Source organism: Streptomyces sp. 142MFCol3.1 (genome assembly GCF_000424945.1).
Classification (GTDB): domain Bacteria; phylum Actinomycetota; class Actinomycetes; order Streptomycetales; family Streptomycetaceae; genus Streptomyces; species Streptomyces siamensis.
Map to the genome: position 1 here is coordinate 369,466 of NZ_AUKV01000001.1, position 21,465 is coordinate 390,930.

Below are 21,465 nucleotides of genomic sequence, written 5' to 3' on the forward strand. Positions count from 1 at the left end.
CCCCCGCTCGAAGTCGGCGACCAGTCCCCGGTCGAGCCGAGGCACGTCGAGCGGAGCGCCGCGTCCCGCAGCGACTGTGCGGCACGGAACGCCGCCGCCACCGCCATGCGCGCGGCGACCGGGAAGGTGTCGGTGCGCCCTCCGTCGCGCTTTGTGGGCCGTCTCCCTGACCGACGCCGGGCCGCGACGCCGGAGCGCCCTCACAGTGTCCGCCCGTCCTCCCGTCGTCCGATCTGCTCGACGAGTTCCGCGGCCATCGCCTTGATGGTCTCCAGGCCCGCTTTCCCCCATGGGCGTGGCTCGACGTCGACGGCGCAGATCGTGCCCAGGGCGATGCCGGTGCGGTCGATGAGCGGGGCTCCGAGGTAGGAGCGGACGCCGATCTCGTCGACGACGGCGTTTCCGGCGAAGCGCGGGTAGTCGCAGACGTCCTCCAGGACGAGCGCCCTGCGGCGGACCACCACATGGGGGCAGTAGCCGAAGTCGCGGCCCCGGTAGCGCCCCGCGGCGGGGTCCGTGCCCGGCTCGGTTGCGGCCGTGGCGCCCGCGGTCGTCGCGACGCCGTCCCCGGTGTCCGGCACGGTCTGCGCGACGCCCGTCACGTTGCCGTCCGGGGTGTGCAGGCCGGCGAAGAACTGCCGTTGTTCGTCGATGAAGTTGACCATGGCGTACGGCACCGCGGCGACCTCCGCGAGGCGGTCGGCGAAGGCGTCGAAGGCGGGTTCCGCGTGCGTGCCCAGCCCCAGCAGACGTAGCCGCCGCACCCGGGCCGGCGCGTCTTTGTCCTCCGGCGTCAGCAGCAGACGCCCGGCCGGACGCGGCGGGTCGTAGCTCATCTGCGTGCTCCGTGGCTCGGGAATGGCGTCATGCGTGGGCTCCGTGACGTGGCGGGTACGTCATGTGTGGGCCCCGTGGCTCGGGGCGCGGGAAGGCGCGTGGGCGAGCAGATGCCGGACCAGGGTGAGCAGGGTCTGCACGCCCGAACTGGAGATCCGGGCGTCGCAGCGCACCACGGGGATCTCGGGGTCGAGGTCGATGGCCGCGCGCACCTCCTCGGGGTCGTAGCGGTAGGAACCGTCGAACTCGTTGACCGCGACGATGAATCCGAGACCGCGCTGCTCGAAGAAGTCGACGGCCGCGAAGGAGTCCTCCAGACGGCGCGTGTCGGCGAGGATCACCGCGCCGAGCGCGCCTTCGGAGAGCTCGTCCCACATGAACCAGAACCGCTCCTGCCCGGGGGTGCCGAAGAGGTAGAGCGTGTGTTCCGGGTCGAGGGTGATGCGCCCGAAGTCCATCGCGACGGTCGTCTCGACCTTGTTCTCGATGCCGTCGAGATTGTCGGTCGCGGCACTGACCGTGGTGAGCAGCTCCTCCGTGCTGAGCGGTGCGATCTCGCTCACCGCTCCGACGAAGGTCGTCTTGCCGACCCCGAACCCTCCCGCCACCAAGATCTTCAGCGCGGTGGGGAACGGGTCAGAGCTGTCGTCGTAGTCCATCGAGCACTGCCTCCAGAAGAGACCGGTCAGTGGGGTTGTGGTGGAACTCCGGGGGCTTGGTGGTGAGCGCCCCGCAGTCGACGAGGTCGGACAGCAGCACCTTGGTGACCACCGCCGGAAGCCGCAGGTGGGCGGCGATCTCCGCGACCGAGACGGGTGCCCGGCACCGTTCCAGTGCCTGGGTGTGCTCGGGGCCGAGGTAGCCGAGGGGGGTCGCCCCGGTGGCCATCACCTGTGACAGGAGGTCGAGCGCGGTCGTCGGCCGGGTCCGGCCGTTGCTGACCGTGTAGGGACGCACCAGGCGTCCGGCCGCGTCGTCGAGCCAAGGCCCGTCCCCGGCCGCGGCCACGCTCAAGGCCTCATCGCCGGGGGTTCGACGGAGTGCCGGGGCGCGGTCATCAGGTAGGGGCGGACGCTCTTGACCAGCATCGCCATCTCGTAGCCGAGCACCGCCGCGTCGGCCTCGCGTCCGGCGAGCACGGCGAGACAGGTGCCGGAGCCCGCGGTGGAGACGAACAGCAGGGTCGAGTCGAGTTCGACGACGACCTGTCGTACGTCGCCGCCGTCCCCGAAGCGGACGCCCGCGCTGCGTCCGAGGGAGTAGAGGCCGGAGGCGAGCGCCGCCATGTGGTCGGCGCTGTCCGGGTCGAGACCGTGGACCGACTTCACGAGCCCGTCGCAGGACAGCAGTACGGCGCTCGTCGTGTGGGGCACGCGCTGTACGAGTCCGCTCATCAGCCAGTCGAGGTCGGACACGAGGCCGGTCGGCGCATCGCTCGCCATGGTGGATCGACTCCTTGGGGTACGAAGGCCTGCGGGAGCGCAGGAGGTGGGGGTGGTGAGGGGGCTGGTCATCCGGCCGGAGCGCTCCCGTCGTGCCGGGGAGCGAGGTCGTGTCCGGGCGCGGGCAGGGTGTGCCGTGTCCCCTGTGTCTCGTGCGGTGCCGGCGCGTACGCCGTGTGTCGTGTCCCGAGCGGTGTCGGCCCGTGCGGCGTGGGCGCTTCGGCCATGTGAGCCGTGGCCGGCTCCTCCGCGAGCCCGCTGCGGGTGCTCGCGGACTCCGCATGACCGGTGCCCGCGTTTCCGTGAAGCGGGTGACCGGCACCGGTGCTCCCGAACCCTGCGTCGGTGTTCCGGAGGTCCGCCTGGCCTGCGCCCGGGTTCACCAGGCGCGGGTGACCGGCGCCGGTGCTCCCGAGCCCCGCCTCGGTATGACCGGTGCCCGCGTTTCCGTGAAGCAGGTCGCCGGCACCGATGCTGCCGAACCCCGCGTCGGTGTTCCGGAGGTCCGCCTGACATGCGCCCAGGTCCCCCAGGCGCGGGTGACCGGCACCGGTGCTCCCGAGATCCGCGGGACCGGCGCCCCGGACCCAGCGGCCCACGTTCCCGACATTCGCGTGGCTCACGCCCGCGTTTCCGAGAACCGCGAGGTGGTCGTCGCCGTGCCCGGGACCCACGATGCCCAGGCCCGTGTGCTGGGCGTCCGCGCTGCCGGGGCCCTCATGACCGGGACCGGGACCCGAGGTCCCCGGACCCGTGTGGTGGGCGTCGGCGCTGCCGGGGTCTGCACGACCGGGACCCGCGCTGCCGAGACCGGCGTAATGGGCGCCGCCGTTCACGGGGCCCGCGCTGCCGAGACCCGCGTAATGGGAACCGCCGCTCCCGGGACCCTCGCTGCCCAAGCCCGTGCCTCCGAGGCTTGCGTGGTGGTCGCCGCCGTGCCCGGCATCCGCGGCACCCGCTGCCCGGGGCGTCGGCAGGTCCGTGCGGACCAGGTCCAGGTGCGGCCGGTCCGCGGGCGGTTCCTCCCCGCGCGCCGCCTCGGCGTGCGCGGCCTCCGCGAGCCCGATGCCCCGCTGGAAGGCGGCCATCAGCCCCGGGTCGTGACCGGCGACGAACTCGGGGTCCTGGCGTGGGGCCGGCCCGTCACGCAGCTGGGGCGCGATGTGCTCCTGGGCCCGCCGCCTGGGCAGTTGGGGTTTGCCCATGGTGCCGCGCACGGTCCCGACGCGTGGCGTGGGCGGGGCGGTCCCGTTCTCCGCGACGGTGTGCCGGTCCTCCGGGCGGATGCCGGGCACGGCGTCCGCCGGGTTGGGCCGCGCCGCCCGGGTCCCGCGTACGGGGAGCGGTGCGGGGGCACCGCCGGGCCGGGCCTGCGGGACACGCCGGGGCTGCTGCTCCCGCTGGGCCTGCCGGGGCACGGGCGCCGCCACCCGGGCATCCGCGGGTGCGGGCACGGGCCGAGCGGCGGGTCCCGCCGGCGCGGGATGCGGGTTCGGATCCGCCGACGCGGGGCGCGGTCCCCTTCCCGTCGCGTCGGGCCGTCCCTGCGGCAGCGCCCCTGTCTCGCCCGGGGCCCTGCCGAGCAGTTCCTGCGGGACGACGAGCACGGCCTGGACCCCGCCGTAGATGTTGCTCTGGAGGCGGACGTGGATGCCGTGCCGCCGGGCCAGTTGCGAGACGACGTACAGGCCGATCCGTCCGTCCTGGAGCAGGCTGGCGACGTTGACCTGGTCGGGATCGGTGAGGAGCGCGTTCATCTTGTTCTGCTCGTCCACGGGCATGCCGAGGCCGCGGTCCTCGACCTCGACGGCGAGGCCGGAGGTGACCAGGTCCGCGCGCAGCAGCACTTGGGTGTGCGGGGCAGAGAACACCGTGGCGTTCTCGACGAGTTCGGCCAGCAGATGGATGACGTCGGCGACCGCGTGCCCGCGCAGGGTGCCGTCGATCGGGGGCACCAGTTTGACCCGGGAGTACTGCTCGACCTCGGCGATCGCGGACCGCAGCACCTCGGTCATGGAGACCGGGTTGCTCCACTGGCGGCGTGAGACGGCGCCGCCCAGCACGGCGAGGTTCTCGGCGTGGCGGCGGATGCGGGTGGCGAGGTGGTCGACGTGGAAGAGGCCTTTGAGCAGATCAGGGTCCTCGATCTCGTTCTCCAGCTCGTCGAGGATCGAGATCTCCCGGTGCACGAGCGACTGGAGGCGCCGGGCCAGGTTGACGAAGACCTCGACCTTCTGTTCGCTGCCCGTCCGACTGGAGAGCTGGGCGGCCTGCACGACGGCGGCGACGGCACCGTCGTGGGCGCGCGAGAGGTCGGCGGCGAGCAGATCGAAGTCGTCGGCGTGCGCGGGGGGTTGACGGCGCGTCCTGCGCGCGGGCGGGCTCTCGCCACGGCGCAGTCCTTCGACGAGGGCGCGCAGTTCGTCCTCGGTGCGGGCGCTGCTGCGCCGCAGTGCGCCGACGCGGTCCCGTACGGACCTGGCGGCGCGGCCGGCCGCCACGGCGGCGATCAGGATGCCGGCCAGGGCGACGCCGCCGGCTCCGGCGAGGACGGCCCACAGGACGAGGCCGGGCCGGGCTCCGGTGGAGCGCACGATGAACAGGACGGCCGCGCACGCGCTGAGGGCCACGGCGGTCGGCGGGAGCACCGCGAGGCGCAGCAGCTGGGGCCGCAGATGCGTCTCGGGCTGCGACGGGGCGGTGTGGGCGACCGGCCGTCCGTGCCGCCCGCCGCCCTCACGACGGTCTGCGCGTGCGGCCGGTGCGCGAAGGTGAGACATCGGCGTCCTCGTACTGGTACGTCGGGGCATGGGGCTCCCGCGGGTCCGCGACTCGGGCGTGCGCCATCGCGGTGTCAGTCGGGAGAGCCGAAAAAATCGGCCCCGCGTCGCCCGACGGCAACTGACAGTAGTCGCCAAGCCATCATGTGCGGTGGGCAGTTGACAAAGTCCCCCGGCCGACGTCCCGCTCTGGTATGAGGCGTCGCACGACCGACCGATAACCCTCTCGGACATGCGTTCCCCTGGCGCCTCGATTCGATCGGAGCTGGTCAGAAGCGGTCGCAAACAAACGGCGAGGGCCGGGGAGCGATGCGCTCCCCGGCCCTCGCCGTCGATACGAATTTCAGCCCGCGGGCACCGTCTCCGGCTCTCCGGTGCCCTCCGCCGCGCCCTCGGCGACGTCACCCGGCGTATCGGTGCGCTCGCCCCCGGCCGGGGGCCAGCCACCGGCCGGTGCGGTGGCCACGCCTCGCCACCAGGGCTCGGCCGGAACCGTCTCGGCGGTCGGCTCGAAGGGCTCGCCGGGGCGGGGCAGCGCGGCGCGCGCGCCCCTCGCGCGCGCGGCGGCGATCGTCCCCTCCCCGGGCTCCGCCCACGGATGGGGCGCCAGATTGAACGTGGCCCAGTGGATCGGCAGCATCACGCCGGTGGGCTGCCCGCCTTGGAGGTCCAGGTGGGCCCGCATACCCTCCTCGGGCGTCATGTGGATGTCGGGCCAGAACTCGCTGTACGCGCCGATCTGGATCATGGTGGCGTCGAACGGGCCGCGCTCGGCGCCGATGTCCTTGAATCCGTCGAAGTACCCCGTGTCGCCGCTGTGGTAGATCCGGTGCGCGTCGCCCTCGACGACCCAGGAGGCCCACAGGGTGTGCTGGGTGTTGCGCAGGCCACGCCCGCAGAAGTGGCGCGCCGGAGTGGCGGTCAGGGTGATGCCGCCGACCTTCGTCGACTCCTGCCAGTCCAGCTCGCGCAGCCGGTCGGGCGACACTCCCCAATGTTCGAGGTGCGCTCCGACGCCGAGCGGCACGGCGAACAGGGTGTCCGTGCCGGCCAGGGCCTTGATGGTGGGCAGGTCCAGGTGGTCGTAGTGGTCGTGGGAGATGACGACCACGTCGACCGGGCCGAGCGCGGCCAGCGGCAGGGGCACCGGGTGCAGTCGCTTGGGGCCGGCGAAGGCGAAGGGGGAACAGCGCTCGCCCCAGACGGGGTCGAAGAGCACGCGGTGCCCGTCGATCTCGGCTAGCACACTGGAATGCCCCATCCAGGTGAGCCGCAGCCCGCTCGGCGCGGGCCGCGCGAGGTCGGCGAGCGTCGTCGCGTGCACCGGTACCGTCCCGGTCGGGGTGCGGTGGACGCGCTCCTCCGAGCGGAAGTAGACCTTCGCGAACTCCAGCATCGACCCGTCGGGGCGGGTCCGGGCACGCTCCGGATTCTGGAAGACACCGTCCGCGAAGTTCGGGGACCGGCGGATGCGCTCCAGGCGCTCACCACCCGGATCCGCGCCGAAGGCGGCGGGCCGCAAGGTGCGGAGCCCGGAGCTCAACGTACGGAAACCGGTCACGGATACCTCCAGATGGAGTCGGTCAGGCTTTTCATTATGGTCGTCGCCTCTGACAGCACCGGGTCGCCCCGGTCACAGCGCGATGTCCACCGGCCTCGTTCTGCATCCCTCAACCCCACCGCGCACGCACTTCTTCCGCGCGAGGGAACCGTACTCGACCACGAGCCGGCGAAGTCGCCCCCGGGGCATCGCACCGCGTACATCGTGAAGTCACCGGTTCCTCTCCCGCCGCCGAGGGACGTGAGAACGCCTTTTACTGATTCATCGTTCAGTACGTTGACACGGCACGAGGTCGCTTCCGATACTGACTGATGATTCAGTAATCGTCTGCCGGGCCCCGGGATACCCGGTCCTCCGGTTCCCGGATCACCCGCGGCCCCGGCCCCATCGCCCCGTCCGCACCCGGAGGCACGATGTCCGACCTCCCCACCGAGCTGCTCAGCGCGCAGCGGCGCGACATCGTGGAGCTGACGCGGTCCTTCGCGCGGGACGAGATCCGTCCGCGACCACGGCGCGAACCACGGCGAGGACGCGGTCCACGACGACGATGCGGTCCGAGCCGAGGTGCCGACGGCCGCGGACGCCCGGACCGCCCTCGCATCGCGGTCCCCGAAGACGCCGTCCCCGACGACACCGGGCCCGCCCACGCGGCGCGGCTCCTGCGAGCGGCCCGCGTCGCCGAGACCTCTGCACGCGACGCCCGGTGGCTGCCGTACCTGCGGGCGGTCCGTGCCGTCCTCGCCGACGACGCGGTCGTCGCCTCGGACAGTGCCCAGTGCCGCTGCTACGGAGGCCTTCCCCACCTCCCGCTGGGCCCCGAGGGCCGCTATCTTCACCCGACCGGCTTCGGCACGCTCGGCCACGCGCTGCCCGCGGCGATCGGCGCCAGGGTGGCGTGCCCGGATCGCCAGGTGGTGGCGCTCAGCGGCGACGGTGGCCTCCAGTTCACGGTGCAGGAACCGGCGACCGCGGCGCGGCTCGGGCTTCCCCTGCTGGTGCCGGTGTCCGACAACGGCGGCTACGGAGAGATCCGCGACGAGACGGCCGCACGGGGCGACACCCCCACCGCGGTGGATCTCGCACCGGTCGACCTGCCCGCCCTGACCCGCTCCTACGGAGGGCAGGGCACGCGCGCGCGTGACCCGCAGGAGCTGACGACCGCGCTCTCCCAGGCACTGCGCACCCCCGGCCTCACCCTGATCACCATCCCCGAGGAGACCCCATGACCGCCCCTCTTATGTCACTCACCTGGACGGACCACGTCACCGGCCGCCAGGGTTTCCTCGTGGTCGACCGGCTGGTGCGAGGCGTCTCCAGCGGCGGCCTCCGCATGCGCCCGGGATGCACGCTGGAGGAGGTCGCCGGGCTCGCCCGCGGCATGACCATGAAGGAAGCGCTGCACTACAACCCCGAGGGGCGTTACGTCCCGCTGGGCGGCGCGAAGGGCGGCATCGACTGCGACCCCCAGGACCCGGCGGCGTACGGCATCCTCGTGCGCTACCTGCGCGCCATGCGCCCGTACATCGAGCGCTGCTGGACCACCGGTGAGGACCTCGGCCTCACCCAGGACCTGGTCGACCGTGCCGTCGAGGAGGCGGGGCTCGTCTCCTCCATCCAGGCTGTGTATCCGCTGCTCGACGACGAGGCCACGGCCCGGCGACGGCTCGCGAACGCCTTCGCGGTCGACGTCGACGGCATCGGGCTCGACGAACTGGTGGGCGGCTGTGGTGTCGCGGAGTCGTTGCTCGCGGCGCTGGACCGCGCGGGCGTGCCGTACGCGGGCACGCGGGTGGCCGTGCAGGGGCTCGGCACCATGGGCGGCGCCACGGCGCGCTTCCTGTCCCAGGCGGGACTGCGCGTGGTGGCCGTCGCCGACGTCAAGGGCACGATCGCCAACCCCGACGGCCTCGACGTGGAGGCGCTCCTCGCGGCCAGGGACGTGTACGGGACGGTCGACCGCTCCGCGCTGCGGCCCGTCGACCGTGAACTGCCGGGCGACGCCTGGCTGTCCGCCGACGCGGAGGTCCTGGTGCCCGCGGCCGTCTCGTACGCGATCGACGGCGCGAACCAGCGGCGGATCACCGCGCGCTGGATCGTCGAGGCGGCCAACATGCCCGTGCTGCCGGAGGCGGAGGAGTCGCTCACCGCGCGCGGGGTCACCGTCCTCCCGGACGTCGTCGTCAACTCCGGCACGAACGCCTGGTGGTGGTGGACGCTGTTCGGTGACATCGGCGCCGACGCGGACGAGGCGTTCACGTACACACGGCGGTCCATGCGCGCCCTGATCGACCAGATGCTGGCCCGCGCCGAGGCCGACGGGACGACGCCGCGGGCCGCCGCGCACTCCCTCGTCACCGAGCGGCTGCCGGTGATCGCCGAACGCTTCGGGTGGTACGAATGACGGCAATGGCGCAGTTGGCCGCCCTCTTCGACCCGGCCTCCGTCGCCGTGGTCGGCGCGTCCGGCAACCCCGGGAAGTGGGGTTACCGGCCGGCGTAGGACGCCCCGGCGCGCCGTGGCCGCCGGTCGCTCCACCTGGTGGACCGGCTCGGCGGCGGACTGGACGAAGCGCCGTTCCGGCCCGGTCGGACCGGCGCTGCCTTCGGTCCCCTGACGATGGTGGGCGTCAAAGGCGTCACGGCGGAGCAGCCGGCCGGCACGGCGCCGCTGACGGCCGCGCGCGCGTGCCCTGCTCGCCGAGCTGCGGCACACACCCCTGCTGACCGGCCTGCGCGGCGCGCCGGCCGTGTCCCTCCGGGCCGTCGCGGGGGCCGTGTGCGCGACGGCCCGAGCCGCCGCCGAGCATCCCGAGCTCGCCGAGCATGAGGTCGACCCCCTGATGACGCACCCGGGCGGGGCGATCGCCCTGGGCGTCCACGGAGTCCTGGCCGAACGGCCATTCCCTGGCGGGAATTGAGGCACGGGCGGGCCGCGAGCAGAGTCGGTGACATCACGAGAACCCGCCGGCCGCCGCGGACACCGCGGCCGGCGCACCGACCCGCACGAGGAGCATCATGCCCGCCTTCGACGCGCAGGACCTGATCGAGCGCTACATCGGCGTCTGGAACGAGCCCGACCCCGAGATCCGCCGCAAGACCGTCCACGGCCTCTGGGCGGAGGACGGCCTGCACGTCCTCCGCCCTCCGCAGGAGATGCACGACCGGGCGGTGGCCCTGGGCTTCGGCACCGTCGTCCTGGAGGCCCGCGGCCACGAGGAACTGCACGCGCGCGTGACCCGCGCGTACGAGGAGTTCGTGGCGCCGGGGACGTACCTCTTCAGGATCCAGGAGCCCGCCCGCGTGCTCCGGGACGTCATCACGTTCCGCTGGGAATCCTTCGACCGGGTCGAGGACCGGGTGACGGGCGGCGGCCTGGAGTTCCTCGTCCTCGGCGAGGACGGCCGCATCGAGGCCGACTACCAGTTCGTCGACTGATCACCCGGAGCGCCGGAACCGGCCCGGCCCGGGCCGTCCGGGTTCGGGCCGACGGGTGCGGCCGGTTCAGGCGGCTCGCCCGACGCGCACCAGCCGGTCCGGCCGGCCGGTTCCGGCGGCTTCCCCGGCCGGCCCTTATCCCGCCGGGTCCGCGCGCCCGCCGCGTAGCAGGCGAGCCCGATCCCCACGAACGGCACGAGCGGCGGGACGTACGGGGCGCACCTCGAGGAGGCCTTCACCGGCCTCAATGCCTTGACACACACCTGACGCCTACTGACTGAATGAACAGTCAGTAGGCGCGGTGCTGTGGTCGCCGCCGTGCGACGGTGTCAAGGGGTCCGGCATCAGCCGGGCGGGCGGGTCCACGGGTCGAGGTGCGGGCGCCGGGGCGGGCGGACGCCCGGCCGAGGATGCCGCGTTCGCGTGCCTGGAGGGGCCCCGCGATGGCGCCCTGCGCCCGTATCACCGGGGGCGAGGGACTAGGGTTGCGGCGTGGCGAGAGTGCGGTTGAGCGTGGCGGAGCGGCGCGAGGAGTTGCTGCGGGCCGCCGTCGAGCAGATCCAGGCGCGGGGTGTGGCGGCGGTGCGGATCGCCGATGTGGCCTCGGCGCTCGGGGTGAGTAACGCCCTGGTCCTGTACCACTTCTCGACGAAGGAGAAGCTGGTCGCCGCGGCCTTCGCCCACGCGGCCGAGGACGACCTCGCCCATCTGCGCAAACTTCTCGGCCGACGCACCACCGCGCTGCGCCGGCTGCGGACCGCGGTGCGCTGGTACGCGCCGACCGGGCAGGCCAAGGGCTGGCGGCTGTGGATCGAGGGTTGGGCCGCCGCGCTGCGCGAGCCCGCGCTGCGGGAGGTCACGCGTGACCTCGACAAGCAGTGGAAGGCCGCGCTCACCGAGGTGATCGCGGAAGGCGTGGCCGCGGGCGAGTTCCACTGCCCGGACCCGACCGGCGCGGCGCTGCGGCTCACCGCGCTGCTGGACGGTCTGGCCGTGCAGATGACGGCGTACGCGGGCGCGGTGTCACGGGCGCGCACCCACGAGTGGGTGGACGAGGCCCTTGCGCGCGAACTGGGCCTGGAGCGGGCCGCATTGGTGGCGGCGGTGCGCTGAGCCCCGCCCCCTGCGGGAGCGACTGCCGGTCCACGCCTCACCTCGGCGCACGACTGAGCCCTGAGCGCCGGCCACGGTGTCCCTGCCGGAGCCGTCCTGGCCGAGCGGTCCTCGGCGACGGCTCAGCGGAGTTCGTACACCGCCATGACCGTGATCGTGTCCCGGATCTCTCCGGGTGCGACCGGCACCGTCCCGCCCTGGTCGAAGGCCGCCGCGGCGATCGGGACCGGACGGGACTCGCCGCCGCCGTCCTCGGTGAGGGACACCAGGCGGCCGAGCCGGTGGCCGCCCAGGCGCGCGTACTGGAGTGCCTTCTCGTGCGCGTCCTCGTACGCGGCCTCGCGGGCGGCGGTGTGCAGCGGGGCGGGGTCGGCCACGTCGAAGACGACGGACTGGATGCGTCCCGCGTCCCCGGTCGCGTCCGTGACCGCCTGGAGGACCCTGCCCGTGGCGGCGATGTCGCGGACCTTCACCGAGAACGACTGCGCCGCCTCGTAGCCGGTCGACTCGGAGGTCCCGTCGTGGATCTCGTGGACCGGCGACAGCGAGAGGCTCGCGCTGCGGATGTCCCGTTCCTCCACACCTTGGGCGCGCGCGGCGGCGAGCAGGGCGTTCGACGCGGTGGTCTGTGCGGCGAGAGCCTCCTTCGCCGTCTTCGCGGTGGCCGCGACGCCCATGCCGAGGACGGCGACGTCCGGTGTGGCGGTGGCGCTGCCCTGTCCGGTGACGGTGACCGTGGACGGGGTGGACTCGGCGGCGTCGCCGGGGCGGGCCCCCAGCGCGAGGGCGGGGGCCGCGGCGGCCTGCGGGAGGGCGAGGGCGAGGAGGGTCGCGGCGAGTGCGGTGGACACGCGGCGGGCGGGCATGGAGGTCTCCTTCGGGCCCCCTCGGGACGCGGGGGCGGTTCGCGGTCATCCCAGCACCGCGTGCCGCGCTCCGCCCCACGCCACTCCCGGGCCGTCACCTCACTGGTCGAGCCGCCCGCGGGGGAATCCGCCGGCGCCGGCGCGGCTCAGGCGACCGCCTCTATGCGCATCTTGATGTCGTCCGGGGAGAGGGCGCCCTTGGCGGCCACATGGTCTCCCGACGACTCGCCGCGCAGCCGGCGCCCGATCCACGGGACCAGGTACTCGCGCGCCCAGTGGATGTCGTCGCGCCGCACTTCGAGCGTGCCGCGGGGCGGCAGCGGCGGCCAGGGCTGGTCCGGATCAGCCGGCACGTCGAGACCGAGGACCTGACCGGCGCGGAGCGCCACCCGGGTGTGCCCTTCGGGCGAGAGGTGCAGCCGGTCGCCGTCCCAGGCACGGCGGTCCTGAACCGTCTTGAGGGACCAGAGGTCGAGCACGGGGCAGCCGTAGCGGTCCGCGATGGCACGCACATGTCCGTTGTACGTGGCGATCTTGCCGCGCAGGTGCTTGAGCACGGGCACACCACGGGTGTCGAAGCCGGTGGTCACCATGACGGTGCCGACGGCGGAGGTGAGGTCGGCGATCGCGCGCTCGAAGCGCTCCGCGACCTCGTCGGGGTCGGTGCCGGGCCGGATGATGTCGTTGCCGCCCGCACAGAAGGAGACCAGGTCCGGGGCGAGTTCCTTGGCGCGCCCGAGCTGGTCCGCGACGATCTGGTCGAGCAGTTTCCCGCGCACGGCGAGATTGGTGTAGTTGAAGTCGCCCTCGGCGCGCCGGTCCGCGAGGAGCACCGCGAAGCGGTCGGCCCAGCCCACGAAGGCCCCGTCCGGACCGGGGTCGCCGACGCCCTCGGTGAAGCTGTCCCCCACCGCCACGTACGACCCGATCACTGATCTGTTGTCACTCTTCGAATCGTCTGCCACGTCGGACCATGATTCACCTTTCGATGTGAGCTACGCGACCGTAAGGAAGGGTTGACGGATGGTGATATAAGACACTCGTCAAGTATTGGTCAATCCGGAATAGGGCCCTGATCAGGAGCGTTGACCGAGTCCGCACGCGGAGGGCCGCAATCCGGCACCGGTGGCGCCGGATTGACGAGTCGACGCACCGAAGGCCGGACCCCGGGGATCGGGGGTCCGGCCTTCGGAGGGGGTCCTGCCTCGCGGACGGCGGGTCCCGCCGTCAGGAGCGGGACCCGCCGTCCGCGGCAGGAAGCGGCGGGCGCCGGGGACTGCGTGAGGTGTCAGCCGACGGCGACACCGTGCGAGCGCAGGTAGGCGACCGGGTCCACGTCCGAGCCGTAGTTCGGCGTGGTGCGGATCTCGAAATGCAGATGCGGTCCGGTGACGTTGCCCGTCGCACCGGAGAGGCCGATCTGCTGGCCGGCGGCCACGGTCTGACCCGCCGACACGGACAGGGCCGACATGTGGGCGTACTGGGAGTACTTGCCGTCGGCGTGCTGGATGACGACCTGGTTGCCGTAGGCGCCGCCCCAGCCGGCGGAGACGACGGTCCCGGCGGCGATGGACTTGATGGTGGTGCCGGTCGGGACCACGAAGTCCACGCCGGTGTGGTAGCCGCTGGACCACATGCTGCCCGCCACCTTGTAGGAGGTGCCGACGCTGCCGCCCGCGACCGGCAGCGTGTAGCCCGAGTAGCTCTTCGCGGCGGCCTGGGGGGCGGGGGCGCCGGCGGTCTTCGCGGCCGGAGCGCCGGCGGTCTTCGCGGCCGGAGCGGACGACTGGGTGGCGCCGGCGGACACGGCCTTCGCGCCGATCGTCAGCTCCAGGCCCGGGTGGATCAGTGCCGGGTCGCCGCCGATGGCTGGGCGGTTGTCGGAGTACAGCTTCTTCCAGCCACCGCGGACGCTCTGCTCGTCGGCGATCTTCGAGAGATAGTCGCCGGCCTTGACGCGGTAGGTCTTGTTCCCGGCGACCTTCTTCGCCGCGACGGGAGCGGCGGCCACGGCCTTCCCGGCCTTCTGCGCGACGGTGGCGGCGGGGGCCGCGGCATGGGCGCCCGTGGCGCCCAGCAGGGGCAGCACGAGTGCGGCGCCACCGGTTGAGGCGACGGCGATCGAGCGGGCGAGGCGGGGGGACTTGGGGCGGCGGTGCTTACCCTTCGCGGGCATGACGAGTTCCTCTCCGGCGCCTGCGAGGTGAGCTGTCGGGTGCGGGCTGGAGATGCCCGGCCACGCGTCGGCGCGGCTGTACCCCGAGCCGTTCCGGAGACCGGAACAGGCATGGAACCTTGGGTCCCCCGCTCCTGCCGTGTGCGGGTCTGTGTGCGGATTCCGGCCGGCGGCAGGATTAGGCGTCCGTCCGGAGTGAGGGCGAACGTAAGCGAGACGAGAGCGCATCCACAACCAGGAGATTTCTTCGCGCGCCCACCTTTCTTGATCCATGTCGGAAATGCCCGTCACACTCCGTGAAGAGATGATCTTTTCTCCCCCTCAACCGGCCCGTGGGTACGGGCGCGTTGCGAAAAGCGGGCCGCGACGCATCGTCACGAATATGACGCTGCTCACGCGGCCCACCGCATGGCGCCCCAATCCAGGGCCAGTTGGAACGAAGGTCCCGATTCCGGCAGAACGGTCATATGCGGTGCAGTCGGACTACCGCGGCATCGAGGTCTCCTCGCAGGCCTGTCCGCAGTCCGTGGTGCAGCAACACTGCACCACGATGGATTTCACCCGTTTCGCGGCATTCGTACGCCTGCGCCGGGTCGAGTCCGCGCAGTCGGAGCGGAGCTGTCGGCTCGCCGTACCGCTGGGCCTGGAGCCAGGCGAGCACCACCGTCTCGTCGCCGTGGACGTATTGCACGGCACTCAGGCCGCCCTCCGGAGGGCGCAGACGGTAGAGGTCCCCGCGCTGCACGACAGGGCGGATCTCCTTGTAGAGGCCGACCCATTCCCGCGCCTCGGCGAGCTCCTCCTCGCTCCACGCGGACCTCGATCAGATACCGGCATGTTCCCGGCGGCCGTGCCCCGCGGGCAACGCCTGTGGACAACTCATTGCCTCAGGAACCCATGTCGTATGGTCGAGAGCGCAACCCGCCGACACACGCCACCGGGCAGGACCTGGGCGGCACCGGCGGCCGAATGTGAGGAGTCCACGTGACGCAGCAGGTCCCGTCGACCGAGCCCGAGCTGGCCGGAGTACGCAACTTCCGGGACGTGGGCGGCCTGCCCACCGTGGACGGCCGACGGGTGAAACAGGGGCGGCTGTACCGCAGCGGCCACCTCGCGCACGCGACCGAGAAGGACGCCACGTTCCTCTCCTCACTGGGCCTGCACACGATCTTCGACTTCCGCAACGCCTCGGACCAGAAGCTGGAGGGCCCCGACGTCGACCTCCCCGGCGTACGGAACGTGAACCTTCCGCTCACCGACCCGGCCGACGGCGCGGAGTTCTGGAAGATGGTCCGTGACGGCGACCTCGACCAGCTGCGCTCGATCCTCTCGGACGGCAAGGCCGCGAACCGGATGGTCGTCTCCTACCGCACGATCATCAAGGAGCGCACGACGGAGCACTCCCAGGTGCTGCACTCGCTGGCCGAGGACAGCGTGCCCGCGCTGATGCACTGCGCGGCGGGCAAGGACCGCGCGGGCCTGTCCATAGCCGTGACGCTCCTCGCCCTCGGTGTCGAGCGCGACGCGATCGTCGCCGACTACCTGGAGTCGAACGCCAAGCACCGCCGCTACAAGGTGCACCGCAGCAGTTCCGCCCCCTCCGCGTACTCCCCGGAGGTCATGGAGCTGCTCAGCCCCCTGTTCGACGCGCGCGCCGAGTACCTCACGGCGGCCTTCGAGACCATCGAGGAGACCTGGGGCGGCGTCGACACCTACCTGGAGCAGGCGCTGCGGGTCACCCCGCAGGTGCGGGACCGCCTGCGCGAGCGCCTGCTCGACTGACGCGGCCCTGGACCGGCCCTGCGGCCCGGCACGTCTACTGGCCCTGCGCGCCCAGCGTGAAGAGCAGGTAGATGAAGGCCGCGAAGAGGTGGCCGACGGCGACGTAGATGATCAGCCTCACCCACAGCGCCCGGGGGAACTTCTCCTCCATGGACTTGCGGGGACCGGTCGGAGTGGGTTCGGTCATGACGGCTCTCCCGGGGTGAGGTGTCCCGCCGCCGGGCCGAGGCACAGCGCGGCGGTCGGACTTTGCAACAGGGTGTGTACGAAGAGGAGCTCGGCCCCGCCGGGGTCGGCGGCGGCGATGCGGTGCGGGGTCAGTGAGTCGAAGTGCGCACTGTCCCCCGGCGTGAGGATGTGCGCGGTGTCCCCGAGGCGCAGACTCAGTCGCCCGGTGAGGACGTACAGCCACTCCTCGCCGGGGTGGACGCGCACGATGTCGCCCTGCGAGCCGTGCGGGACGTGCACCCGCAGGGCCTGCATACCGCGGCCCGGGGCTCCGGCCTGCCAGTACGTCCAGCCGCCGGCCTGTGTCGGCTCCATGTCGGCGGCGCGCACGATCGCGTGCCGCTCGACGACCGTCTCGCCCAGAAGCTCGGAAACCGTCGTACCGTAGACGCGGGCGAGCGCGAGCAGCATCGGGAGCGAGGGCTGGCGCTGCCCGGTCTCCAGACGGGAGAGATGGGCGGGTGAGAGCCCGGCCGCGCGGGACGCGGCCTCCAGCGTCAGGGCGGCACGGCGGCGCAGTTCGCGCAGCTGGGGCGCGACGGCGGGGAGCTCGGCGGCAGGCCCCTCTGCCGCTTGCGGAGTGGAAGGGTCGCTACCCTCGACAGGGTTCATGCCCTCCATTGAGCCGCACTATTACCTTTGGGGCAAATTTCTTGCCTTTGAGGCAAACCCGCCCGCCCGACCTGGCTCAGCGCACCGGCGGCGGGCTCGTCGGGGGAGCCCGCCCCGGTACGGGCGCCCGGCGCGGTACGGCGACGGCACCCCTAGCGGTTGGCCACGGCCTGCTTCACCAGCGTCTTGCCGAAGTCCCACATCAGGCCGCCGCCGCTGTGCGCGTCGTCCATCACCGCGGTGAAGGCCTCCACGAAGCGGTCCACGTCCCGTTCGCCGATGATCAGCGGCGGGATCAGTTTGATCACCTCCAGATGATCGCCCGAGACCTGTGTGAGGATGCGGTGGCGCTGCAGCAGTGGCACGACCACCATCTGGGCGAACAGCCCCTTGCGGGCGGCCTGCAGCATGGTCCAGCGGCTGCGCAGCTTCAGCGACCTGGGACGGCCGAACTCGATGCCGATCATCAGCCCCCGGCCGCGTACGTCACCGAGCAGTTCATACCGGTCCACGAGCGCGCCGAGCCGGGACTTCAGCCGCTCCCCCGTGACGCGCGCGTTGGCCACGATCTGCTCGTTCTCCATCACGGACAGGACCGCCAGCCCCGCCGCCATGGCCTGCGCGTTCGCCCCGAAGCTCGCCGAGTGGACGAGGACCCGGTCCATGGACGAGTAGACCTTCTTGAAGATCCAGTCCTTGCCGAGGGTGGCGCCCACCGGCACGTATCCGCCGGACAGGGCCTTGGCCACGCACACCAGGTCGGGCTCGACCCCGTCCTCGTGCTGGTAGGCGTAGAAGTCCCCGGTGCGCCCGAGCCCGGTCTGCACCTCGTCGGCGATGAGCAGCGCCTTGTGCTTGTGCAGCAGTTCCTGGGCGGCGCGCAGGTAGCCGGGCGGTGCCTCGTGGACGCCCTTGCCCTGGATGGGCTCGACGATCAGCGCGGCGACGTCGCCCTTCTTCAGCTCCCGGGCCAGCGCGTCGAGATCTCCGAGCGGGACGGCAGTGTCGGGCAGCAGCGGTGCGAAGCCGTCGCGGAAGCCGTCCTCGCCGTTCACCGACAGCGAGCCGGTGGTCAGCCCGTGGAAGGCGTGCGAGCAGTAGAGGACCCGCGGCTTCCCGGTGGCGTAGCGGGCGAACTTCAGCGCGGTCTCGACCGCCTCCGTACCGCTGTTGCCGAAGAACACCCGGTCCAGGTGCGGGCTGTGGACGAGCATCCGCTCCGCGAGCAGGCCCGGCAGCGGCTGGCAGTCGAAGCGGGTCAGGTCGGCGAGCGAGGCGTCCAGGACGTCGTGCAGCGCCTTGCGGACCACGGGGTGATGGCGGCCCAGGCCCATCACCCCGAACCCGGCGAGCATGTCCAGGTAGTCGTTGCCGTCCGCGTCCCAGAAGTGCGCCCCCTCGGCGCGCTCGTAGACCTTGTCGAAGCCGATGGTGTGCAGCATCCGGGGTAGCTGGTGGTTCAGGTACTTGCCGTGCAGCTCATAGCGCTCGGCGCCACGTTCGGCGAGGAGCGCGCCGAGGTCGAACTCCCCCTTCGGCGCTGGTTCGGTCATTCCTGTTTCTCCTTGGAGAGCTCTTCCCTGACGGCCAGGCCGGCACTGATCCGCCCGGCGATCTCGACGGGCGTCAGGCCTATGTCGGCCAGCACCTCACCGCGCTTGGCGTGCGCGAGGAACTGCTCGGGGATGCCGAACCGCCGCACCGGGATGTCGACCTCCGCGTCCCCGAGCGCCAGCGCGACGGCCGCGCCGACCCCGGATGCCCGGCTGTTGTCCTCGACGACGGCGACGAGCCGGTGCTCGGCGGCCAGCCCGGGCAGCGAGGGGTCGACCGGCTTCACCCAGCGCGGGTCGACGACCGTGCAGCCGATGCCGCGGGCCTCCAGGAGTTCGGCGGCCTGGAGGCAGACCGGCGCCATCACCCCGACGGCGACGAGGAGGACCTGCGGGGTCCCCTCGGCCCGGTGCAGGACGTCCAGCCCGCCCACGTGGCCGACCGCGGGAATCGCGGGGCCGACCGATTCCTTGGGGAAGCGGACCAGCGTCGGCGCGTCGTCGATGGCGACCGCCTCACGCAGCTGGGCCCGCAGCTGGTCGGCGTCGCGCGGCGCGGCGATCCTGAGGCCGGGCACGACCTGGAGGATCGACATGTCCCACATGCCGTTGTGCGAGGCGCCGTCGACCCCGGTGACACCGGCCCGGTCGAGGACGAAGGTGACACCGCAGTGGTGCAGCGCGACGTCCATGAGGAGCTGGTCGAAGGCGCGGTTGAGGAAGGTGGCGTAGACGGCGACGACGGGATGGAGACCGCCGGTGGCGAGTCCGGCCGCGGACACCGCGGCATGCTGCTCGGCGATCCCGACGTCCCACACCCGGTCGGGGAACCGCTCGGCGAACTTGCCGAGTCCGACGGGGTGCAGCATGGCCGCCGTGATCGCCACGACGTCGGCGCGCTCCTCCCCGATCCGCGCGATCTCGTCGCCGAACACGGAGGTCCAGGACGGGCCGTTGGAGGGGGCGAGCGGCTCGCAGGTGAGCGGGTCCATCACGCCTACCGTGTGGAAGTGGTCCTCCTCGTGCGCCAGTGCCGGCTCGTAGCCGCGGCCCTTCTCGGTGAGGCAGTGGATGAGCACGGGTCCGTGGAAACGTTTCGCGCGGCGCAGTGCGGACTCCACGGCGCCCACGTCGTGCCCGTCGATCGGCCCGACGTACTTCAGGCCGAGGTCCTCGAACATGCCCTGGGGGGCGAACGCGTCCTTGAATCCCTTCTTCGCGCCGTGCAGCGACTCGTAGAGGGTGTTGCCGACGACGGGCGTGCGCTGCAGCACGTCCTTGCCCCAGGCGAGCACCTTCTCGTAGCCGTCCGTCGTACGCAGTGTCGCGAGGTGGTTCGCGAGCCCGCCGATGGTCGGCGAGTACGAGCGCTCGTTGTCGTTGACGACGATGATCAGCGGGCGGTCCCTGGCGGCGGCGATGTTGTTGAGGGCCTCCCACGCCATACCGCCGGTGAGCGCGCCGTCTCCGATGACGGCGACGACATGGCCCTTCTCCCCCTGCACCTGACGGGCCTTGGCGAGCCCGTCCGCCCAGCCGAGCGCCGTGGAGGCGTGGCTGTTCTCGATGACGTCGTGCTCGGACTCCTCGCGCGACGGGTAGCCGGACAGGCCGCCCTTGCCGCGCAGCTTGGAGAAGTCCTGACGTCCGGTCAGCAGTTTGTGCACATAGCTCTGGTGGCCGGTGTCCCACAGGATGCGGTCACCGGGTGACTCGAAGGCCCGGTGCAGCGCGATGGAGAGCTCCACCACCCCCAGATTGGGCCCCAGGTGACCGCCGGTCCTGGCGACCGCGTGCACCAGGAACTCCCTTATCTCTTCGGCCAGTTCACCGATTTCCGCCTCGGACAGCGCCTTCAGGTCGCGTGGTCCCCGGATGTTCTCCAGAATCGTCACGCTCGGGCCCCCTCTCGGTCCGTGCTGATCAACTCACGGTGACGGCCGGATCCCCGGACCCGACGCCGTCGTTCTCCATCTGTTCGGCGATCTTCATCGCCTCCTCGATGAGGGTCTCCACGATCTTCGACTCGGGCACGGTCTTGATGACCTCGCCCTTGACGAAGATCTGCCCCTTGCCGTTGCCGGAGGCGACCCCCAGGTCCGCCTCACGCGCCTCGCCGGGGCCGTTCACGACGCAGCCCATGACGGCGACGCGCAACGGGACCTCCATCCCCTCCAGACCGGCCGTGACCTCGTCGGCCAGCTTGTACACGTCGACCTGGGCCCTGCCGCAGGACGGGCACGAGACGATCTCCAGGCGGCGCTGCCGCAGCCCGAGCGACTCCAGGATCTGGATGCCGACCTTGACCTCCTCGGCCGGCGGCGCGCTCAGGGACACCCGGATGGTGTCCCCGATGCCCTCGCTCAGCAATGCCCCGAAGGCGACAGCCGACTTGATGGTCCCCTGGAAGGCGGGCCCGGCCTCGGTCACGCCGAGGTGCAGGGGGTAGTCGCACTGCGCAGCCAACTGCCGGTAGGCGTTGACCATCACCACGGGGTCGTTGTGCTTCACGGAGATCTTGATGTCGCGGAACCCGTGCTCCTCGAAGAGCGACGCCTCCCACAGCGCCGACTCGACCAGCGCCTCGGGGGTCGCCTTGCCGTACTTCTGGAGCAGTCGCCTGTCGAGCGAACCGGCGTTGACGCCGATGCGGATCGGGGTCCCCGCGTCCTTCGCGGCCCGCGCGATCTCCTTCACCTTGTCGTCGAACTGCTTGATGTTGCCGGGGTTCACCCGCACCGCCGCACAGCCGGCGTCGATCGCGGCGAACACGTACTTGGGCTGGAAGTGGATGTCCGCGATCACCGGGATCTGCGACTTGCGTGCGATGGTCGCGAGGGCGTCGGCGTCGTCCTGCGTGGGACAGGCGACGCGGACGATCTGGCAGCCGGACGCGGTGAGTTCCGCGATCTGCTGCAAGGTGGCGCCGACGTCCGACGTACGCGTCGTCGTCATCGACTGCACCGACACCGGTGCTCCGCCCCCGACCGCCACCGGTCCGACCTGGATGCGCCGTGAGACACGGCGCTCCGCGATCGGCCGGACCGGCACCTCGGGAAGGCCCAGGGACACGGCCGTCAC

The 21,465-nt window shown here is 72.2% G+C and carries 19 protein-coding genes, 2 pseudogenes and 1 riboswitch; of the genes and pseudogenes, 6 read left to right on the forward strand and 15 right to left on the reverse strand.

Annotation, left to right across the window (positions count from 1 at the left end; genetic code table 11):
• Positions 1-200 precede the first annotated feature (200 nt).
• The 6 genes and pseudogenes from H305_RS0101610 to H305_RS0101635 form a co-directional block, all read right to left on the reverse strand.
• A complete protein-coding gene (locus H305_RS0101610; RefSeq protein ID WP_028798867.1) occupies positions 201-836 on the reverse strand; it encodes a GAF domain-containing protein in 636 nt (211 codons plus the stop codon).
• Positions 837-896: 60 nt separating this feature from the next.
• Positions 897-1,496 carry a GTP-binding protein gene (locus H305_RS0101615; RefSeq protein ID WP_028798868.1) on the reverse strand — a complete coding sequence of 200 codons (600 nt, stop codon included), beginning with the start codon at positions 1,494-1,496 and terminating at the stop codon, positions 897-899.
• A complete protein-coding gene (locus tag H305_RS0101620) occupies positions 1,474-1,845 on the reverse strand; it encodes a DUF742 domain-containing protein (protein WP_028798869.1) in 372 nt (123 codons plus the stop codon). Before H305_RS0101620 ends, H305_RS0101615 begins: the two co-directional genes overlap by 23 nt.
• Positions 1,846-1,847: 2 nt before the next feature.
• On the reverse strand, positions 1,848-2,279 hold the full coding sequence (locus H305_RS0101625; protein ID WP_028798870.1) for a roadblock/LC7 domain-containing protein: 432 nt from the start codon (positions 2,277-2,279) through the stop codon (positions 1,848-1,850).
• Between the two features lie 1,091 nt (positions 2,280-3,370).
• Positions 3,371-5,059, reverse strand: a pseudogene (locus H305_RS55655) (ATP-binding protein); the annotation flags it as partial.
• A 343-nt stretch (positions 5,060-5,402) separates the two neighbouring features.
• Positions 5,403-6,620: an MBL fold metallo-hydrolase gene (locus tag H305_RS0101635; RefSeq protein WP_028798871.1), complete on the reverse strand. Its 1,218-nt coding sequence runs from the start codon at positions 6,618-6,620 to the stop codon at positions 5,403-5,405.
• Between the two features lie 413 nt (positions 6,621-7,033).
• Between H305_RS0101635 and H305_RS44185 the strand changes: the two genes are divergently transcribed.
• From H305_RS44185 to H305_RS0101665, 5 genes are all read left to right on the forward strand, one after another.
• Positions 7,034-7,846 (forward strand): thiamine pyrophosphate-dependent enzyme, encoded by an 813-nt coding sequence (locus H305_RS44185; protein WP_028798872.1) that lies wholly within the window; start codon positions 7,034-7,036, stop codon positions 7,844-7,846.
• Complete coding sequence (locus H305_RS0101645) at positions 7,843-9,021, forward strand: glutamate dehydrogenase (RefSeq protein ID WP_028798873.1); 1,179 nt, start codon at positions 7,843-7,845, stop codon at positions 9,019-9,021. The genes H305_RS44185 and H305_RS0101645 overlap by 4 nt, the downstream gene beginning before the upstream one ends.
• A 327-nt stretch (positions 9,022-9,348) precedes the next feature.
• Positions 9,349-9,537: a hypothetical protein gene (locus tag H305_RS54315; protein ID WP_234020604.1), complete on the forward strand. Its 189-nt coding sequence runs from the start codon at positions 9,349-9,351 to the stop codon at positions 9,535-9,537.
• 97 nt (positions 9,538-9,634) lie between these two features.
• The gene (locus H305_RS0101660; protein ID WP_028798874.1) at positions 9,635-10,054 is read left to right on the forward strand and encodes a hypothetical protein; all 420 of its coding nucleotides are present in this window, start codon (positions 9,635-9,637) and stop codon (positions 10,052-10,054) included.
• A 492-nt stretch (positions 10,055-10,546) separates the two neighbouring features.
• Positions 10,547-11,167, forward strand: coding sequence for a TetR/AcrR family transcriptional regulator (locus tag H305_RS0101665; RefSeq protein ID WP_028798875.1), 621 nt, complete (start codon positions 10,547-10,549; stop codon positions 11,165-11,167).
• Positions 11,168-11,289: 122 nt separating this feature from the next.
• Here H305_RS0101665 and H305_RS0101670 read toward each other — a convergent pair whose 3' ends face one another.
• The 4 genes and pseudogenes from H305_RS0101670 to H305_RS49950 all read right to left on the reverse strand — a co-directional run.
• Complete coding sequence (locus tag H305_RS0101670) at positions 11,290-12,033, reverse strand: SIMPL domain-containing protein (protein ID WP_028798876.1); 744 nt, start codon at positions 12,031-12,033, stop codon at positions 11,290-11,292.
• Positions 12,034-12,179: 146 nt separating this feature from the next.
• Entirely contained in the window at positions 12,180-12,965 is a 786-nt protein-coding gene (locus tag H305_RS0101675) for an SGNH/GDSL hydrolase family protein (RefSeq protein WP_028798877.1), read from the reverse strand.
• 356 nt (positions 12,966-13,321) lie between these two features.
• Positions 13,322-14,209 (reverse strand): M23 family metallopeptidase, encoded by an 888-nt coding sequence (locus H305_RS0101680; RefSeq protein WP_028798878.1) that lies wholly within the window; start codon positions 14,207-14,209, stop codon positions 13,322-13,324.
• A 4-nt stretch (positions 14,210-14,213) separates the two neighbouring features.
• Positions 14,214-14,387: riboswitch (cyclic di-AMP (ydaO/yuaA leader) on the reverse strand.
• A gap of 285 nt (positions 14,388-14,672) precedes the next feature.
• Positions 14,673-15,020, reverse strand: a pseudogene (locus H305_RS49950) (GH36 C-terminal domain-containing protein); the annotation flags it as partial.
• 173 nt (positions 15,021-15,193) lie between these two features.
• Between H305_RS49950 and H305_RS0101690 the strand changes: the two are divergent.
• A complete protein-coding gene (locus H305_RS0101690; RefSeq protein WP_028798880.1) occupies positions 15,194-15,991 on the forward strand; it encodes a tyrosine-protein phosphatase in 798 nt (265 codons plus the stop codon).
• Between the two features lie 34 nt (positions 15,992-16,025).
• Here the strand turns inward: H305_RS0101690 and H305_RS44190 are convergent, their stop codons facing one another.
• The 5 genes from H305_RS44190 to ispG all read right to left on the reverse strand — a co-directional run bounded on the left by H305_RS44190 (position 16,026) and on the right by ispG (position 21,465).
• A complete protein-coding gene (locus tag H305_RS44190) occupies positions 16,026-16,142 on the reverse strand; it encodes a DUF6126 family protein (protein WP_037762114.1) in 117 nt (38 codons plus the stop codon).
• 32 nt (positions 16,143-16,174) lie between these two features.
• Entirely contained in the window at positions 16,175-16,831 is a 657-nt protein-coding gene (locus H305_RS0101700; protein ID WP_028798881.1) for a helix-turn-helix domain-containing protein, read from the reverse strand.
• A gap of 152 nt (positions 16,832-16,983) precedes the next feature.
• Positions 16,984-18,384 carry an aspartate aminotransferase family protein gene (locus H305_RS0101705; RefSeq protein ID WP_028798882.1) on the reverse strand — a complete coding sequence of 467 codons (1,401 nt, stop codon included), beginning with the start codon at positions 18,382-18,384 and terminating at the stop codon, positions 16,984-16,986.
• Positions 18,381-20,279, reverse strand: coding sequence for a 1-deoxy-D-xylulose-5-phosphate synthase (gene dxs / locus H305_RS0101710; RefSeq protein ID WP_028798883.1), 1,899 nt, complete (start codon positions 20,277-20,279; stop codon positions 18,381-18,383). Before dxs ends, H305_RS0101705 begins: the two co-directional genes overlap by 4 nt.
• A 28-nt stretch (positions 20,280-20,307) precedes the next feature.
• The gene (gene ispG / locus H305_RS0101715; protein WP_028798884.1) at positions 20,308-21,465 is read right to left on the reverse strand and encodes a flavodoxin-dependent (E)-4-hydroxy-3-methylbut-2-enyl-diphosphate synthase; all 1,158 of its coding nucleotides are present in this window, start codon (positions 21,463-21,465) and stop codon (positions 20,308-20,310) included.

Bases quoted from the DNA above. Each gene is read 5' to 3' on its own strand.
- H305_RS0101610 (WP_028798867.1), bottom strand. From the start codon at position 836: ATGAGCTACGACCCGCCGCGTCCGGCCGGGCGTCTGCTGCTGACGCCG.
- H305_RS0101615 (WP_028798868.1), bottom strand. From the start codon at position 1,496: ATGGACTACGACGACAGCTCTGACCCGTTCCCCACCGCGCTGAAGATC.
- H305_RS0101625 (WP_028798870.1), bottom strand. From the start codon at position 2,279: ATGGCGAGCGATGCGCCGACCGGCCTCGTGTCCGACCTCGACTGGCTG.
- H305_RS44185 (WP_028798872.1), top strand. From the start codon at position 7,034: ATGTCCGACCTCCCCACCGAGCTGCTCAGCGCGCAGCGGCGCGACATC.
- H305_RS0101645 (WP_028798873.1), top strand. From the start codon at position 7,843: ATGACCGCCCCTCTTATGTCACTCACCTGGACGGACCACGTCACCGGC.
- H305_RS0101660 (WP_028798874.1), top strand. From the start codon at position 9,635: ATGCCCGCCTTCGACGCGCAGGACCTGATCGAGCGCTACATCGGCGTC.
- H305_RS0101670 (WP_028798876.1), bottom strand. From the start codon at position 12,033: ATGCCCGCCCGCCGCGTGTCCACCGCACTCGCCGCGACCCTCCTCGCC.
- H305_RS0101680 (WP_028798878.1), bottom strand. From the start codon at position 14,209: ATGCCCGCGAAGGGTAAGCACCGCCGCCCCAAGTCCCCCCGCCTCGCC.
- H305_RS44190 (WP_037762114.1), bottom strand. From the start codon at position 16,142: ATGGAGGAGAAGTTCCCCCGGGCGCTGTGGGTGAGGCTGATCATCTAC.
- H305_RS0101700 (WP_028798881.1), bottom strand. From the start codon at position 16,831: ATGAACCCTGTCGAGGGTAGCGACCCTTCCACTCCGCAAGCGGCAGAG.
- H305_RS0101705 (WP_028798882.1), bottom strand. From the start codon at position 18,384: ATGACCGAACCAGCGCCGAAGGGGGAGTTCGACCTCGGCGCGCTCCTC.